This window comes from Nocardioides lacusdianchii, from assembly GCF_020102855.1.
Lineage (GTDB): Bacteria > Actinomycetota > Actinomycetes > Propionibacteriales > Nocardioidaceae > Nocardioides > Nocardioides lacusdianchii.
The window spans coordinates 232,965-248,161 of sequence record NZ_JADHZD010000005.1; the positions used below are offsets into that span (position 1 = coordinate 232,965).

15 protein-coding genes are annotated in these 15,197 nt (G+C 72.5%); 9 read left to right on the top strand and 6 right to left on the bottom strand.

Annotation, left to right across the window (positions count from 1 at the left end; genetic code table 11):
- Positions 1 to 30: 30 nt before the first annotated feature.
- Genes IRX98_RS09550 through IRX98_RS09560 form a run of 3 tightly spaced genes read right to left on the bottom strand, consistent with a single transcriptional unit; the run spans position 31 to position 1,799 of the window.
- Entirely contained in the window at positions 31 to 894 is an 864-nt protein-coding gene (locus IRX98_RS09550) for a fructosamine kinase family protein (protein ID WP_224276152.1), read from the bottom strand.
- Positions 894 to 1,403: a low molecular weight protein-tyrosine-phosphatase gene (locus tag IRX98_RS09555; RefSeq protein WP_224276153.1), complete on the bottom strand. Its 510-nt coding sequence runs from the start codon at positions 1,401 to 1,403 to the stop codon at positions 894 to 896. The genes IRX98_RS09550 and IRX98_RS09555 overlap by 1 nt, the downstream gene beginning before the upstream one ends.
- A gap of 6 nt (positions 1,404 to 1,409) precedes the next feature.
- Entirely contained in the window at positions 1,410 to 1,799 is a 390-nt protein-coding gene (locus tag IRX98_RS09560) for a phage holin family protein (RefSeq protein ID WP_224276154.1), read from the bottom strand.
- A 133-nt stretch (positions 1,800 to 1,932) separates the two neighbouring features.
- Here IRX98_RS09560 and IRX98_RS09565 point away from each other — a divergent pair, with 133 nt between their 5' ends.
- Together IRX98_RS09565 and hisC are read left to right on the top strand one after the other, a co-directional pair.
- Positions 1,933 to 2,490, top strand: a complete 558-nt coding sequence (locus IRX98_RS09565) for a VanZ family protein (protein WP_224276155.1) — start codon at positions 1,933 to 1,935, stop codon at positions 2,488 to 2,490.
- Between the two features lie 9 nt (positions 2,491 to 2,499).
- Entirely contained in the window at positions 2,500 to 3,570 is a 1,071-nt protein-coding gene (gene hisC / locus IRX98_RS09570; protein ID WP_224276156.1) for a histidinol-phosphate transaminase, read from the top strand.
- Between the two features lie 44 nt (positions 3,571 to 3,614).
- Here hisC and IRX98_RS09575 read toward each other — a convergent pair whose 3' ends face one another.
- Entirely contained in the window at positions 3,615 to 4,895 is a 1,281-nt protein-coding gene (locus IRX98_RS09575) for an MFS transporter (protein ID WP_224276157.1), read from the bottom strand.
- Positions 4,892 to 5,455, bottom strand: a complete 564-nt coding sequence (locus tag IRX98_RS09580; RefSeq protein ID WP_224276159.1) for an ArsR/SmtB family transcription factor — start codon at positions 5,453 to 5,455, stop codon at positions 4,892 to 4,894. The genes IRX98_RS09575 and IRX98_RS09580 overlap by 4 nt, the downstream gene beginning before the upstream one ends.
- A gap of 158 nt (positions 5,456 to 5,613) precedes the next feature.
- On the opposite strand from IRX98_RS09580, the gene IRX98_RS09585 reads away from it, so the two are divergent.
- The 6 genes from IRX98_RS09585 to IRX98_RS09610 all read left to right on the top strand — a co-directional run bounded on the left by IRX98_RS09585 (position 5,614) and on the right by IRX98_RS09610 (position 13,068).
- Entirely contained in the window at positions 5,614 to 6,603 is a 990-nt protein-coding gene (locus tag IRX98_RS09585) for a glutathione S-transferase family protein (protein ID WP_224276161.1), read from the top strand.
- A 229-nt stretch (positions 6,604 to 6,832) separates the two neighbouring features.
- Positions 6,833 to 7,957, top strand: a complete 1,125-nt coding sequence (locus tag IRX98_RS09590; protein WP_224276163.1) for a hypothetical protein — start codon at positions 6,833 to 6,835, stop codon at positions 7,955 to 7,957.
- Positions 7,958 to 8,371: 414 nt separating this feature from the next.
- Positions 8,372 to 8,737 (top strand): hypothetical protein, encoded by a 366-nt coding sequence (locus IRX98_RS09595; RefSeq protein WP_224276165.1) that lies wholly within the window; start codon positions 8,372 to 8,374, stop codon positions 8,735 to 8,737.
- Positions 8,738 to 9,371: 634 nt separating this feature from the next.
- Complete coding sequence (gene pdhA, locus IRX98_RS09600) at positions 9,372 to 10,517, top strand: pyruvate dehydrogenase (acetyl-transferring) E1 component subunit alpha (RefSeq protein WP_224276422.1); 1,146 nt, start codon at positions 9,372 to 9,374, stop codon at positions 10,515 to 10,517.
- Positions 10,517 to 11,500, top strand: coding sequence for an alpha-ketoacid dehydrogenase subunit beta (locus tag IRX98_RS09605; protein WP_224276166.1), 984 nt, complete (start codon positions 10,517 to 10,519; stop codon positions 11,498 to 11,500). The genes pdhA and IRX98_RS09605 overlap by 1 nt, the downstream gene beginning before the upstream one ends.
- A gap of 11 nt (positions 11,501 to 11,511) precedes the next feature.
- On the top strand, positions 11,512 to 13,068 hold the full coding sequence (locus IRX98_RS09610) for a dihydrolipoamide acetyltransferase family protein (protein WP_224276168.1): 1,557 nt from the start codon (positions 11,512 to 11,514) through the stop codon (positions 13,066 to 13,068).
- Positions 13,069 to 13,151: 83 nt separating this feature from the next.
- On the opposite strand, the gene IRX98_RS09615 is transcribed toward IRX98_RS09610, so the two are convergent.
- Complete coding sequence (locus tag IRX98_RS09615; protein ID WP_224276170.1) at positions 13,152 to 14,738, bottom strand: NAD-dependent epimerase/dehydratase family protein; 1,587 nt, start codon at positions 14,736 to 14,738, stop codon at positions 13,152 to 13,154.
- Here IRX98_RS09615 and IRX98_RS09620 point away from each other — a divergent pair.
- A complete protein-coding gene (locus IRX98_RS09620) occupies positions 14,725 to 15,096 on the top strand; it encodes a V-type ATP synthase subunit E family protein (protein WP_224276172.1) in 372 nt (123 codons plus the stop codon). The two genes, IRX98_RS09615 and IRX98_RS09620, sit on opposite strands and share 14 nt — an antisense overlap.
- Positions 15,097 to 15,197 lie beyond the last annotated feature (101 nt).

The window sequence follows — 15,197 nt, forward strand, 5'->3', positions numbered from 1 at the left end:
GCCTGAGCGGAGGCTGAAGACGGGCGCAGGTCAGGTGTAGCGGGCGGCGATCGTCCCGGCGCGGGCGCCGTAGCCGCCGCCGAACATGCACGCGTGCACGAGCAACGGGAAGAGCTGGTGGACCCCCAGCCGGTCCTCCCAGCCCTCGGCGAGCGGGGCCACCTCGTCGTACGCCGCCACGACCCGCGGCAGGTGCGTGAGGCCGAAGAGGTGCAGCATCGCGAGGTCGACCTCGCGGTGGCCGCCGTAGGCGGCGGGGTCGATCACGTGGATCACGCCGTCCTGACCCCAGAGGCAGTTGCCGTTCCACAGGTCGCCGTGCAGGCGCGCGGGCGCCTCGTCGGGGAGCAGGTCGGTGAGCCGGCCGACGACCGCCTCGACCGCCGCGGCGTCGGAGTCGGCGATCGCGCCGCGGTCACGGGCGAGCTTGAGGTAGGGCAGGACCCGCCGCACGGCGTAGAACTCCGCCCACGAGCCGGCGGTGCGGTTGGGCAGCGGCAGGCGCCCGATGAAGCCGTCGTGGTCCAGGCCCCAGCCGTCGGCGCCGGCGGCGTGCGTGGCGGCGAGCTGCTGGCCGAAGGTGGTGGCGGCCTCGACAGGCGTCTTGGAGCCCGGCTCGACCCACGCCAGGATCACGCAGTCGCTGGCGGCTGCGAGGACCTCGGGGACGGGTACGCCGCTCTCGACCTCGCCGAGCCAGTCGAGCCCGGCCACCTCGGCCTCGAAGAACCCCTCGGGAGCGTGCGGCAGCGTCTTCATCAGCGCGGTCTGGCCGCTCGAGAGGCGCAGGCGGGTGGCAGTGGCGATGTCGCCCCCGGCAACGGGCGAGGTCGCGACGACCGACGAGCCGAGGAGCTCCTCGGCGCGCTTCGCGACCAGTGGCTGGCGAGCCATCAGGCCCGGCCCTGCCGGTCGTCCAGGAGCGGCTGGAGGGCGGCCACGATCGCATCGCTCGTGCGCTCGACCATCGCCAGCACCTCCTCGAACCCGTCGGCCCCACCGTAGTACGGGTCCGGGACCTCGGCCCCGGGATCGACCGGATCGAGGTCGCGGAACAGGCCGACCCGATCGGTGCGCCCGCCCACGTCGGCGAGGTTGGACCCGTCCATCACCAGCACCACGTCGTACGCCTCGGGGCGGGCGTCGTCGTACTGCCGGGCCCGGTGCCGGGTCGGGTCGTAGCCCGCGGCGTCGAGGGTCGCGGCGGCGCGGTCGTCCATCGGGTTGCCGACGTGCCAGCCGCCGGTGCCCGACGAGGTGACCTCGACGCGGTCGCCGAGCCCGGCGTCGGCGAGGCGGCTCTCGAGGACGACGTGGGCGGTGGGGGAGCGGCAGATGTTGCCCAGGCAGACCAGCTCGATGCGGTAGCTGCCCGGCGTGCGGGGAGGAGGGAGGGTCCGCAAGCCCGGTCAGTCCCCCGACGGCAGCGCGGTGCGGACGCCCCAGCCGACGACGGTGATGACGAGCGAGCCGACCACGGCGGTCCAGAAGCCGTCGACGGTGAAGCCGATGTCGAAGGCGTCGGCCAGCCGCGCGGTGAGCATCAGCATGAGCGCGTTGATGACCAGCAGCAGGAAGCCCAGCGTCAGGATGATGAACGGCAGCGACAGCAGCTTGATCACCGGCTCGATGAAGGTCGAGACCAGTCCGAGGATCAGCGCCACCAGCAGCACCGGGACGACCTTGTCCTGGAGCTCGGCCTGCCCGGAGCGGGCGCCGGCGAACGAGATCCCGTCGAGCAGCCACGCCGCGACGGAGAGCCCCGCGGCGTAGGTGAGCAACCAGGTGATGAAACGCATGTCACGACACTAGCCGGGAGCGACGAAGTCGCGCGCGGCGTGTGTCGGGAGGTCGAGTGGCCCCGCGACCGAGCGTGCGAGGTCGCGACGGGGCGTATCGAGACCCGTGGCCCATCGCGGCTAGCCTCCCCGCATGACGATCGGCGGCACGGGCGTGATGGTGCTCGGCGCCCTCGTCGCCGGCGGGCTCGCGGTCCTGCTCGCCCTGGCACTGCGGGCGCGGTTCGGCGCCGCCACCTCGTCCGCCGTCGCCGGGCTGCTGTGGTCGCTGACCGCGATCGCCCTGGTCACCCTCGTCCCCACCCGTCCCGACGTCGGGGTGGTGCCGGCCGAGACCCGCAGCGAGTCGTGCTCGTGGGACTACGGCGGCCCGTCAGGCACCACCTTCGAGGTCCTCGGCCTCGACCAGCGCACCCTCAACGTGCTGCTCTTCGTGCCGGCCGGGGTGTTCCTGGTGCTGGCGGCCGGCCGCTGGTGGTCGGGGCTCGTGCTCGCACCGGTCGGACTCGCCCTCCTGGCGGCGTACAGCCTCGGCATCGAGCTCACCCAGCTCCAGCTCGCCCGCATCGACCGCGCCTGCGACGTCACCGACCTCGTCGACAACATCCTCGGTGCCGGGATCGGGGCCGCGATCGGGGCGGCGCTGCTCCCCGTCGTGAGGCCGTGGCGGGATCGTCGTACGGCTGAATAGGGTCTCTCCATGACCACCCCCCAGCCCCGGCCCAACGTGCTCGCCATCCCTGCGTACGTCGCCGGCAAACCGCCCGTCGCCCGACCCGGGCTGACGTCCTACAAGCTGTCGTCGAACGAGAACCCCTACCCGCCGCTGCCCGGCGTGCTGGAGGCGGCGCACGAGGCGGCGGCGCAGATGAACCGCTACCCCGACATGGGCAGCACCGCGCTCTACGCCGCCCTCGGCGAGGCGATGGGCGTGCCGGTCGAGGACCTCGCCGCGGCCACCGGGTCGGTCGCACTGATCTACCAGCTCGTCAACGCCTTCTGCGAGCCCGGCGACGAGGTCGTCTACGCCTGGCGCTCCTTCGAGGCCTACCCCATCGCCGTGACGGCGGGCGGCGCGACGAGCGTGCAGGTGCCGGTGACCGCCGACGGTCGCCACGACCTCGACGCGATGGCGGCAGCGATCACCGACCGCACCAAGGTGGTCATCGTCTGCACGCCCAACAACCCGACCGGGCCGGCCGTCACGCAGGCCGACCTCGACGCCTTCATCGCCAAGGTGCCGACCCACGTGGTCGTCGTGGTCGACGAGGCCTACCTGGAGTTCGTGCGGATGGACGACGCCATCGACGGCATCGCGACCTACCGCCGCCACGACAACGTCGTGCTGACCCGCACCTTCTCCAAGGCCTACGGCCTCGCGGGCTTCCGGGTGGGGTACGCCGTCGCGCCTGCGCCGCTGGCCGGCGCGCTGCGGGCGGTGTCGCTCCCCTTCGGCGTCAGCCACGTCGCCCAGGCGGCGGCGATCGCCTCGCTCGAGGCGCGCGAGGAGCTGTTCGAGCGGGTCTCCGAGCTGGTGGACCGGCGTGCCGACCTCGTCGCCCGGCTCCGCGAGGTCGGCTGGGAGCTGCCCGACGCGCAGGGCAACTTCGTCTGGTTCCCGCTCGGGGACCGGGCGCTGGACTTCGCCGCGGCCTGCGGCGAGGTCGGGATCTCGGTGCGGCCCTTCGCCGGCGACGGCGTACGCGTCAGCATCGGTGAGGCCGAGGCCTTCGACCGCGTGGTCGAGGTGGCGGCGCGCTTCGCTCCCTGAGTGTCGGCGTAGGCGCGCGGGCACGGTCGGCCCGGACGTCACGCTCAGGCGGGCGGTCGCCCCGACGGGGTGACCATGGTCTGCGCGTCTCCGGCCGGGGCGCGGTCCATCCGCCGGAAGCTCGGCACCCGGGTCGGCGCCATCGTCGTCGCGAGGTAGACCGCGCCGGCCACCAGCAGCGCGGGGGAGACGCCCAGCCCGGCGACGGCCAGGCCGCCCAGGATCCCGCCGAGCGGCATCAGCGACCAGCAGATCGCCGTGTTGAGCGACGACACCCGGCCCAGCAGTGGCGCCGGGATCCGCTCGAGGATCACCGCGCCGAGGATCGGGTTGAGGAAGCCCGAGGCGAAGCCCGCGACGGCCGTGACCGCGAAGACCGCCCACACCGGCGACTCCAGCGCCATCACGACGTAGCGCGGCGCCCCCGCGACGAGGAACGCGATGACGTAGGTCCGGAAGCGCGGCAGCGTCTCGCCCCACCTCGCCGCCGCCAGCGCGCCGAGCACCGACGCGCCGCTCATCACCGCGAAGAGCGTGCCCAGCACCGCCACGCCCGCGCCCGACTCCTTGGCCCAGACCGGCGCCAGCACCGCGGCGTACGCCTGGTCGACGAGGTTGGTCACCGCCACCATCGCGCAGATCGCGATCAGCACGGGCTCGGTGCGCAGGAACTGCCAGCCCTGCCGCAGCTCGGTGGCGTACGACGTCGCGTCGGCGCCGACCTCGGGAGGGACCGGCCGGCCGAGGCCGCTGGTCGCGACCGCGAAGACCGCGAACGCGACGACGAACGACGCGGCGTCGACGTAGAGCGCGTTGGTCGCGCCGACGCTGGCGACGAGGAGGCCGGCGAGCGCCGCCCCTGCCATGGTCGACGTGCGCTCGACCGCGGCGGCCAGCCCGGCGACCCGCTCGAGCGACCAGCCCGCGACTCGCGCGAGCTCGGGTGTCATCGCCGCCTTGCCGGCGTCGCCCGGCCCGCGCAGGGCGCCGGCGACGGCCACCAGGACCAGCAGGGTCGGGAAGGAGAGCATCCCGAGCCCGTGCAGCAGCGGGATCGAGGCCACCACGACGGCCGAGAGCAGGTCGCACACCAGCGTCACCCGGCGTGGTCCCAGCCGGTCGAGCAGGGGACCGCCGAGCGCCTTGAAGAGCACGAGCGGGGTGATCTCCGCGGCCGCGACGAGACCGGTCTGCGTCGCCGATCCGGTGGTGGACAGGACGAACCACGGGATCGCGATCATCGAGATCCGGGTGCCGACGTAGGAGACACCCTCGGCGACCAGGCCGCCGACCAGCGGCGTACGAGTCGTCCCGGCGGCGCTCACTCCGGCTCCCGGAGGTCGAGCCGACCCGGCTCGAGGTAGGCGTTGAGGTTGACCACGAACGGGGCCGCTCCGTCCTCGGTGCTGTCCTCGACCTCCTCGACCGTGGAGGTGAGGGCCTCGACCAGCGCCTTGGCGCGCGCGGGCGTCAGGGTGAAGTGCCAGTCGCTGAGCGTGCTGACGCCCTGCCACTGCTCGGGGTAGAACCGCAGCTCGGAGACGACCGTGCGCAACCGCTCGCCGTAGATCATCGCCACGGTGGCCAGGTAGGCCTCGACGTCGTCGGTGATGTCCTCCCCGCTGAACGAGGTGTAGGTCGCCTCGTGCGTCGCGCGCCACCAGCGGTCGCGGGCGTTGCCCCGCTCGGTGTCCTCCTCGATGAAGCCGTGCTGGGCAAGCTGGCGCAGGTGGTACGACGTCGCGCCGGTGTTGAGCCCCAGGCGGCCGGCGAGCACGGTCGCCGTCGCGGGGCCGTCGGAGCGCAGCAGGCCGAGCATCCGCAGGCGGACGGGGTGGCTCAGGGCACGGAGGCCGGCGATGTCCGGGGTGATGGAGGAGGGCACCTCGCCAGCCTAGGACTGCCAAGGGTTGTTTGCAAACACTTGTTTGCGATCGCCCCTCCCCGGGTAGTCCAGTGACGGATGGTCCTCCGGGAGGCTCACTGCCGACCATCGCTCACTGGACTACCCCGGGTCGTGGCGTGGGTCAGTAAGGTTGAAGCGTGAACGACACGGCGACCTACACCAAGCAGGGCGAGCCCTTCGAGCGCGACATGACCTACCTCCCGGACCGGGTCCTCGCAGGCGGGTCGTCGGCCGATCCCCTGGACGAGCAGTTCCCCAGCGGGTCGAAGGACAGTCCCCGCGACGTCACGACCTGGGAGGTCGCCCCCGGGCGCTACCGCCTCGTCGCCGCGCGCGCCTGTCCCTGGGCGCACCGCTCGATCATCGTGCGCTCCCTCCTCGGGCTCGAGGACGTCATCTCCTGGGGTGCCCCCGGCCCGGTGCACGACGCCCGCAGCTGGACCTTCGACCTCGACGAGGGCGGCCGCGACCCGGTGCTGGGCATCGAGCGGCTGCAGGAGGCCTACTTCGCCCGCGAGGCCGACTACCCGCGCGGGATCACCGTGCCGGCGATCGTCGACGTCGAGTCCGGCAAGGTCGTCACCAACGACTTCCCGCAGATCACCCACGACCTGTTCTTCGAGTGGCGCGAGCACCACCGCCCGGACGCCCCGGACCTGTGGCCGGCCGACGTCCGGGAGGAGATGGAGTCGGTGATGAAGCGGGTCTTCACCGAGGTCAACAACGGCGTCTACCGCTGCGGCTTCGCCGGCTCGCAGGAGGCCTACGAGGACGCGTACGAGCGGCTGTGGACCGCGATGGACTGGCTCGAGGAGCGCCTCGCCGACCGTCGCTACCTGATGGGTGAGGCGATCACCGAGGCCGACGTACGCCTCTTCACGACCCTGGCCCGCTTCGACGCGGTCTACCACGGCCACTTCAAGTGCAACCGCAACAAGCTCACCGAGATGCCGAACCTCTGGGGCTACGCCCGCGACCTCTTCCAGACCCCGGGCTTCGGCGACGAGGTCGACTTCGACCAGATCAAGCAGCACTACTACGTCGTGCACACCGACATCAACCCGACGCAGATCGTGCCGGCCGGCCCCGACCCCGCCGTCTGGCTGACCCCGCACGGGCGCGGCTGACAGGCGTACGCCACCGGGACGCCCGGGACAGGTGTGACGCCTGTTTCCCGTGTTTTCCCTGTGATTGATCGATTTTCGGTCAAGCCAGCCCTCAGGTAGTCCATCGCTTCGTCGAAGCATCGCCGTGTGGGCGTGTCGAGACGGCACGGTTGTGCCATCGGCTGCCCGTCCGGGGTGGGCAGCACCGGCTGACCGCCCGTCGCGGGGGTCGCTCGACAGGGGATGGACAGTGGGAGCAGCGCGCAGGAGGCGTCCGGCGGACGTGCGTACGGCGAGGGCCGGCGCGTCGGCCCTGCGCGCCCGCGGCGTCGCGACCCTCGTCGCCCTGCCCGCCCTCGTGCTGCAGGCCACGGCCGTCCCTGCGGGTGCCGCCGACGACGTCCCTCTGGGGGTCGCCGTGACCGCGGCCGGCTCCCTCGTCCGCACGCACGGCTGGACGATCGACCAGTCCGTCGACGCCCTCGCACGCTCCGTCGACGTCACCGGCCGTGCGACGTTCCGCTGGACCGTCACGGCCCGTGCGGGTGACGTCACCGACTCGGCCTGGGCGCTCGCCGGCGACGTGACCGTCACCAACCCCGCCGCGGACGGCGACGTGGTCGCCGACGTCGCGGTGACCACCGACCTCGGCGGCGGCGCCGCGTGCACCGTCGCCGGTGGCGACGACGCCGTCGTCCCGGCCGCCGGCTCGCTCACGCTCGCCTGGACCTGCGCCTTCACCTCCGCGCCCTCCGCGTCCGGCTCGGTCTCCGCGACCGCGTCGTGGGCCCCGGACGCCCACTCGACCGGCACCGCCCCGGCGGAGCTCGTCGCCTCGGAGCCCGACCGGACGGTGGCCGTCGTCGGTGACCACGCGGTCCCCGGACAGCGGGTCGTCCTCGACCCCGCACTGACCTGGGCGCCCGGGCTGGTCCGGTCGTGGACCTATGACCTGGCGCTCGCCGGTGGCGCGCCGTCGGCGTGCGCGACGTACGCCAACAGCGCCGCCGTCGACCTCGCGAGCGGTGCCGACCCGGTCGTCACGACCGCCGTCCGCTCCTGCACGCCCGAGGTCCTTCCGGCGCAGGCCTTCAGCTCGCCGGCGGGCTCGGTGCGCGCCAGGTGCCGCGGCAAGGTCAGGGCCCAGCTCGCCAACCGCTCGGGGGAGACGGTGGTCTACCGGCTCCGCGTCGGCGCCAAGGTGCACCGCATCTCCGTGCCGTCGCTGGGCAGCAAGCGCTTCGTCACCCGGGGCCGTGCGCTGGCGCCGGTGACGCTGAAGGCCGGCTCCGTCCGGCTCGACCGGACCCGCGTGCCGCAGCGCTGTGCCGGTCCCCTCACCGTCCCCTCCCTGACGCAGGGCGGCCGGTCGTGAAGCCTCACCTGGTCTCCGGGTAGCCGTCTGCGCTCCCGAGCCTCCGCCCCATGGAGGGAGCCGGCGTCGTCAGGTCACCCACGGGCCTGTCGGCGCCGGTTCGTACGTCGTCCCGCACCACGTCGGCGCACGCCGAAAACCCCGTTCTGATGGGGGTTTCGCGGCTCCCGGCTGCTCGACGACGCTGCCTCGTCCGGGTGTGCTGGTCTACGCCTTTGACCGACATCCTCACGAATACATCGAGGTTCCCTCAAGGCCTGTCGGAGATCGGTCAGTGCCTCGCCGAAGCCTCTTGGTCAGGGGCAGGCGGGGCCCCACTCTTGGGACTGCAGAGCCGTGCGCTTGGGGGCGACGGCTCAAGCCGTCGGCGGTATTTGGGGCGCCGGCACTCACGCCAACCAGGGGACTTTCATCATGGCCAACTACACCCGTCGCACAGTCGTCCGAGGCGCTGCCTGGACCGTGCCCGTCATCGCAGTCGCAGCACCGATCCCGGCATTCGCCACCTCTCTCAGCTGCCGGCCCTTCGCCGAGTGCAAGAAGCCGGGTGCCAGTCAGGACAACACCAAGACGTACGTCATCAACTCGAACTGCGGAACGCTTGACAACAACATCGCCAGCGTCACCGTGGATGGCAAGGACACTACGTTCTTGAGCGCGGGCCGTTACGAGACCGTGCAGTTCAAGGACTCGGGCAACTACCGCGATGTCGTCATCACGTTCACCGACGGCACGATCGAGGAGTACAAGAAGGTTCCCTTCCCGCCCTGCGCGAAGTAGGAACCCGTCATGCGCCGCGCAGCCCTGAGCCTCCTTGCTGTCGCACTCACGGTGGGTGGTCTCTCGGTCGGACAACCGAGCGGATCGTCCGCCACGCCTGACGAGGTGGTGCGCGACTCGGCCCCGCGCCTCACCTCCTCCTGACGCCTACGTCACCGTCCCCGCGGGTTCGCCCGCGGGGACGCTGGCGTACCGACGACCTGTCGGAGGCGTGTCGACCACCCAGCTCCACCGCGCCACGCCCGGCGTCGCGCCAGACCCCCGAGGTCCGGCTCGACTCCGGTCCGTGGTTCGGAGCCGGACGACCACCTCCCTCACCGGGCAGTGCTTCGGCCTGCCCGAGCCTCCAACCCCCAATGGAGGCGGGCCGGCGTCGACGGGTCACCCACGAGCCCGTCGGCGCCGGCTCATCCGTGTCCGGCGTCGTTTCGGGCTCGCCGGGACGCAGCGGGGTCGTACGCCGCGGGGCGGGGCTCCGGCCCCGTCAGATTGGTGCTGGCAGGCCACGGCAGATACGTTTGGCGCCATCATGTGGTCGGGGTCACACACGCCGACGACCACGCTGAAAGCCGTCGGCGTCCGGTGATCCCGGGAACGTCGCTAGCTGTTGAAGGAGAGCCCGTTGCCCGACCCGGTGAGTTTCGGCCCCGACCTTGCGGAGGTCTTCGGACCCTCCCAGACCGATGGTGGCCCCGACCTCGTCCAGCTGCTGACGCCCGAGGGTGAGCGCGTCCACCACCCCGAGTTCGACCACGACTTCTCCGCCGAGGAGCTGCGCGGTCTCTACCGAGACATGGTCCTGACGCGGCGCATCGACGTCGAGGCCACCGCGCTCCAGCGCCACGGCGAGCTCGGCATCTGGGCCCAGCTGCTCGGCCAGGAGGCCGCGCAGATCGGCGCCGGTCGCGCCATGCGTCCCCAGGACTACGCGTTCCCGACCTACCGCGAGCACGGCGTCGCCTACTGCAAGGGCGTCGACCCGCTGCGGCTGCTCGGCCTGTTCCGCGGGGTCGACCAGGGCGGTTGGGACCCCAACGAGAACAACTTCGGTCTCTACACGATCGTCATCGGCGCCCAGACGCTCCACGCCACCGGCTACGCCATGGGCATGCAGCGCGACGGCGTGGTCGGCACCGGCGACCCCGAGCGCGACTCGGCCGTCATCGCCCACTTCGGCGACGGCGCGTCCTCGCAGGGCGACGTCAACGAGGCGTTCATCTTCGCCGCCTCCTACAACGCCCCCGTCGTGTTCTTCTGCCAGAACAACCAGTGGGCCATCTCGGAGCCGATCGAGCGCCAGACCCGCATCCCGCTCTACCAGCGCGCGCTGGGCTTCGGCTTCCCGGGCATCCGCGTCGACGGCAACGACGTGCTGGCGACGTACGCCGTCACGAAGGCCGCCCTGCAGCGCGCCCGCGAGGGCAACGGCCCGTCGTTCGTCGAGGCCTACACCTACCGCATGGGTGCGCACACCACGACCGACGACCCGACCCGCTACCGCCTCAACGACGAGCTCGAGCACTGGAAGCTCAAGGACCCGATCGAGCGGCTCAAGGTCTACCTCCGCCGCAACGGCCTGGTCGACCAGGAGTTCTTCGACGACCTCGACGCCGAGGCCAAGGAGATGGGCCACCACCTCCGCGAGGGCTGCAAGGCGCTGCCCGACCCGAAGCCGATGGACCAGTTCGGCTACGTCTTCAGCGAGATGACCGACGAGATCCGTGAGCAGCGCGACGGCTTCGCCGCCTACCTCGCGTCGTTCGAGGGGAGCACCCACTGATGAGCACCCAGAAGATCACCCTGGCCAAGGGCCTCAACATGGGCCTGCGCAAGGCCATGGAGGCCGACGACAAGGTCCTGCTCATGGGTGAGGACGTCGGCAAGCTCGGCGGCGTCTTCCGCATCACCGACGGCCTGCAGAAGGACTTCGGCGAGGACCGCGTCATCGACTCGCCCCTCGCAGAGTCCGGCATCGTCGGCACCGCGGTCGGCATGGCGCTGCGCGGCTACCGCCCCGTCATCGAGATCCAGTTCGACGGCTTCGTCTACCCCGCCTACGACCAGATCGTGTGCCAGGTCGCGAAGTACACCTACCGCTCGCAGGGCAAGGTGAAGATGCCGATCGTCATCCGCATCCCCTTCGGCGGAGGCATCGGTGCGGTCGAGCACCACTCGGAGAGCCCGGAGGCGCAGTTCGCGCACACCCCCGGCCTCAAGGTGGTCGCCTGCTCCAACCCCGTCGACGGCTACTGGATGATCCAGCAGGCCATCGCCCACGACGACCCGGTCATCTTCCTCGAGCCCAAGCGCCAGTACCACGCCGACAAGGCCGAGCTCGACGAGTCCGCGACGCCCGAGCCGCTCTTCACCTCGCGCGTCGTGCGCGCCGGCACCGACGCCACCGTGCTGGCCTACGGCCCGACGGTGAAGACCGCGCTCAAGTGCGCGGAGGCCGCCGAGTCCGAGGGCCGCAGCCTCGAGGTCATCGACCTGCGCACGCTCTCGCCGCTCGACATGGCCCCGGTCTTCGAGTCCGTACGCCGCACCGGCCGCTGCGTGATCACCCACGAGGCGCACGTCAACCTCGGCATGGGCGCGGAGGTGGCGGCCCGGATCACCGAGCAGTGCTTCTACTCCCTCGAGGCCCCGGTCCTGCGCGTCGGCGCGTTCGACATGCCCTACCCGCCGTCGCGCATCGAGGAGGAGTACCTCCCCGACCTCGACCGCGTGCTCGACGCCGTCGACCGCACCTTCGCCTTCTGAGAGGAACTGCCATGTCCGAATTCCTCCTCCCCGACGTCGGCGAAGGCCTCACCGAGGCCGAGATCGTGGCCTGGAAGGTCAAGGTCGGCGACACCATCGAGATCAACGACGTGATCGTCGAGATCGAGACCGCCAAGTCGCTCGTCGAGCTGCCGTCGCCCTACGAAGGCACCGTCCTGGCGCTGCTGGTCGACGAGGGCGAGACCGTCCCCGTCGGCACGCCGATCATCTCAATCGGCGCCGAGGGCGAGGCCCCCGCGCCCGCCGCCCCGGCCGAGCAGACCGAGTCCGACCCCTATCTCGGCATGGCGCAGAAGGCGGGCCAGCAGTCCGGCGCGGCCGAGGCCGACCTGACGGAGATGGACCTCTCCAACCCGGCGGCCTCCGGCTCGATGGAGGGCGCGTCCCTCGTCGGCCGGATCAAGGCCGAGCGCGGCCCGATGCGCCGCGCGCGCCGCGGCTCGGCGTCGCCGAGCACCGACGCCGGCGCGAACACCCAGATGCAGGTGCAGGGGGCGTTCTCGCCCGGCGGCGCGCAGTCGCAGGACGTACTCCCCGCCGACGAGTCACCGGTGCCGGCCGTCGACCAGCGTCCGGCCCCCGCGGCGGCGCCCGCCGAGGCGCTCGTCCCGGCCGCGGCCCAGCGCGAGCCCAGCGACGTACGCGCCCTGGCGAAGCCGCCGGTGCGCAAGCTCGCCAAGGACCTCGGTGTCGACCTGTCCACCCTCACCGGCTCGGGCCCGTCGGGGTCGATCACCCGCGACGACGTCCACGGTGCGGTGTCGGGCGCGACGTCCGGCCAGGCTCCCGCCGCTGCGTCATACGAACCCGCACCGATGCGTACGCCTTCGCATGACGCAGGTGTCCGCGAGACCCGCGAGCCCGTCAAGGGCGTGCGCAAGATGATGGCGACGGCGATGAGCCAGTCGGCCTTCACCAGCCCGCACGTCACCGAGTGGATCACCGTCGACGTCACCGCCACGATGCAGCTCGTCGAGCGGCTCAAGGCGCGGCGCGACCTCAAGGACGTCCGGATCAGCCCGCTGCTCGTGCTCTCGCGCGCGGTCATCCTGGCGATGAAGCGGACCCCGGAGATCAACTCCTGGTGGGACGAGGCCGCGCAGGAGGTGGTCTACAAGCACTACGTCAACCTCGGGATCGCCGCCGCGACCCCGCGCGGGCTCGTGGTGCCCAACGTCAAGGACGCCGACGCGCTGTCGATGACCGAGCTCGCCGCGGCGCTGGGCGAGCTCACCGCCACCGCGCGGGAGGGGAGGACGCAGCCGGCCGAGATGGCGGGCGGCACCTTCACGATCACCAACGTCGGCGTCTTCGGTGTCGACGCCGGCACCCCGATCATCAACCCGGGCGAGTCCGCGATCCTGTGCTTCGGTGCGGTCAACAAGCGGCCGTGGGTCGACGAGGCCACCGGCGAGATCGTGGTCCGCGACGTCACCACGCTGGCGCTGTCCTTCGACCACCGCCACATCGACGGGGAGAAGGGCTCGCGGTTCCTCGCCGACGTCGCCGGGATCCTCGCCGACCCGGGGACCGCGCTCCTCTTCTGAGTCGATATCTGGGGACGTTCTGGTAGGAGGATCGTGCTCCGCCCCTACGAGAACGTCCCCAGATACCCGACCTGCACGCCCGGTCAGCGGGTGTGCCAGGCCTCCAGCACCTCGGCCTCCCGCTCGGGCGAGAGCGCGAAGACCGGTGAGTCGAGGCACCCCGACGCAGTCTCGGCCAGCGGCCGCAGCCGCAGCCCGGCGGCGACGGCCGGACCGGGGTCGTGTGCCAGCATGCCGTCGTACTCCGGGCGCGGCAGCCACAGCGGCAGCGACCCCTCGCCGGCCCAGTGGGCCACGCCGTGCTCCTCGAGGAAGTCCGCGTCGACCCACGTGAGCCGCGGGTAGTCCGCACCGACGCCGGCGGCGGTGTGGGCCAGCAGCTCGCCGAGGGGCACCGGGGTCCCCACGGCGTCGTACGTCCCGGTCGTGCGCCGCTCTGCCAGCTCGAGGACCCACGCGGCGAGGTCGCGCACGTCGATCACCTGCACCACGTCGTCGGGTCGTCCCGGCGCCAGCACCTCCCCGCCCCGGACGAGGCGCTGCGGCCAGTGGGCGAAGCGGCCCGTCGGGTCGCCCGGCCCCACGATCAGCCCGGGGCGTACGACCACCGCGGACGCCGCGCGCTCCTGCACGAGCTGCTCGCAGGCGACCTTCATCCCGCCGTAGGCGTCCGGGTCCTCGGACAGGTCCACGTCCTCGGTGATCGGCTCGGCCAGCGGTTCGGTCGCGGGGGAGGAGTTGTCGGCGTAGGCGCTGATGGTCGAGACGAAGACCCAGTGCGCGTCAGCGGCGGCGTCGAGCGCGCCGCGCACCTGCGAGGGCAGCCGGGCGACGTCGACGACGGCGTCCCACCCGCCCTCGGCCAGCGCGGCGGGGGCGGGCTCGGAGCGGTCCCAGCGCAGGTGGGTCGCCCCGTCGGGCAACGGGCCGGACTCGCCGCGGCACGCGCAGGTGACGTCCCACCCGCGGGCGACGGCCTGGGCCGCCACCTCCCGCGAGAGGAACCGGGTGCCGCCGAGGACGAGGAGCTTCATGGCCTCACTCCACCGGTCGCGACGATGCCCCGACAAGGCTTTTCGCTGTGGGCGCAAACCCGGGGGCTGCCTCTTTGTCACCCGCAGGGGTGGCCTGCGAGGATGGCCGCCTCGGGCGAGCCCTCCACGGCGACGCTGCTGGCCCGTGCCCAGCAGGTCGCCGACCAGCTCCAGCGCGAGGCCCGCCAGGAGGCCGAGCGGCTCACCGCCGACCTCGCCACGCTGCGTGAGCAGGCCCGGAGCCTGATGGCCGACGCCGAGCGCGACCGCGCCGAGGCCGGCCGCGCCCGCCGCCAGGCCGAGGTGGTCCTCGCCGGCGCCTCGGAGGAGGCGGCGACCATCGTCGCCGACGCCAACGAGCAGGCATCGCTCCTCATGAGCTCGGCCGAGGGTGCGCGTGACGAGCAGGTCGAGGCCGCCCGCACCGAGGGCGACCTGCTGCGCGAGCAGGCACACGCGGACGTAGTCGCGCTCCGCGCCGAGTCGCAGGAGCTGCGCGACAGCGCCGCGGCGGAGAAGGCCGCCCTCCTTGAGGCCGCGCGCGCCGAGGCCGAGGCCACGGTCGCAGGCGACCTCGGAGTTCCAGGCCCAGCAGGCCGCCACCCAGGCCGAGCTCGACGCGATGACCGCGCGCAACCGCGACACCGAGGCGGCGATGGAGCGCAGCCGCAGCGAGGCCGAGGCCAAGATCGCCCGCATGCTCGCCGAGGCCGAGGAGCGCTCGACCACCATGGTCGCCGACGCCCGCGCCACCGCCGACCGGGTGCGGGCGGAGTCCGAGCGCGAGCTCGCTGCCGCGGCCCAGCGCCGCGACAGCATCAACGCCCAGCTCTCCAATGTCCGCCAGATGCTCGCCACCCTCAGCGGCACCAGCGTGCCGGGCGTGGGGATGGCCCAGCCCGAGTCGACGCCCGAGCCGACCCCGGAGCCGGTCACCGAGGCCGAGGTCGTCGAGGCGCAGGAGGCGGCGGCCGAGGCTCCCGAGGAGCGGTGAGCCAGGAGGATTCCGCGAAAGCGGAAGCCGCCTCACGCACCGCCCAGTCGCCCGCCGTGACCGACACGCCCGCGAGCGGTGAGCCACGAGGACTCGGGCGA

Excerpts from the sequence above, each read along its gene's own strand:
- IRX98_RS09565 (WP_224276155.1), top strand. The coding sequence starts at position 1,933 with ATGACGATCGGCGGCACGGGCGTGATGGTGCTCGGCGCCCTCGTCGCC.
- IRX98_RS09550 (WP_224276152.1), bottom strand. The coding sequence starts at position 894 with ATGGCTCGCCAGCCACTGGTCGCGAAGCGCGCCGAGGAGCTCCTCGGC.
- IRX98_RS09610 (WP_224276168.1), top strand. The coding sequence starts at position 11,512 with ATGTCCGAATTCCTCCTCCCCGACGTCGGCGAAGGCCTCACCGAGGCC.
- IRX98_RS09560 (WP_224276154.1), bottom strand. The coding sequence starts at position 1,799 with ATGCGTTTCATCACCTGGTTGCTCACCTACGCCGCGGGGCTCTCCGTC.
- IRX98_RS09620 (WP_224276172.1), top strand. The coding sequence starts at position 14,725 with ATGACCGCGCGCAACCGCGACACCGAGGCGGCGATGGAGCGCAGCCGC.
- IRX98_RS09605 (WP_224276166.1), top strand. The coding sequence starts at position 10,517 with ATGAGCACCCAGAAGATCACCCTGGCCAAGGGCCTCAACATGGGCCTG.
- hisC (WP_224276156.1), top strand. The coding sequence starts at position 2,500 with ATGACCACCCCCCAGCCCCGGCCCAACGTGCTCGCCATCCCTGCGTAC.
- IRX98_RS09595 (WP_224276165.1), top strand. The coding sequence starts at position 8,372 with ATGGCCAACTACACCCGTCGCACAGTCGTCCGAGGCGCTGCCTGGACC.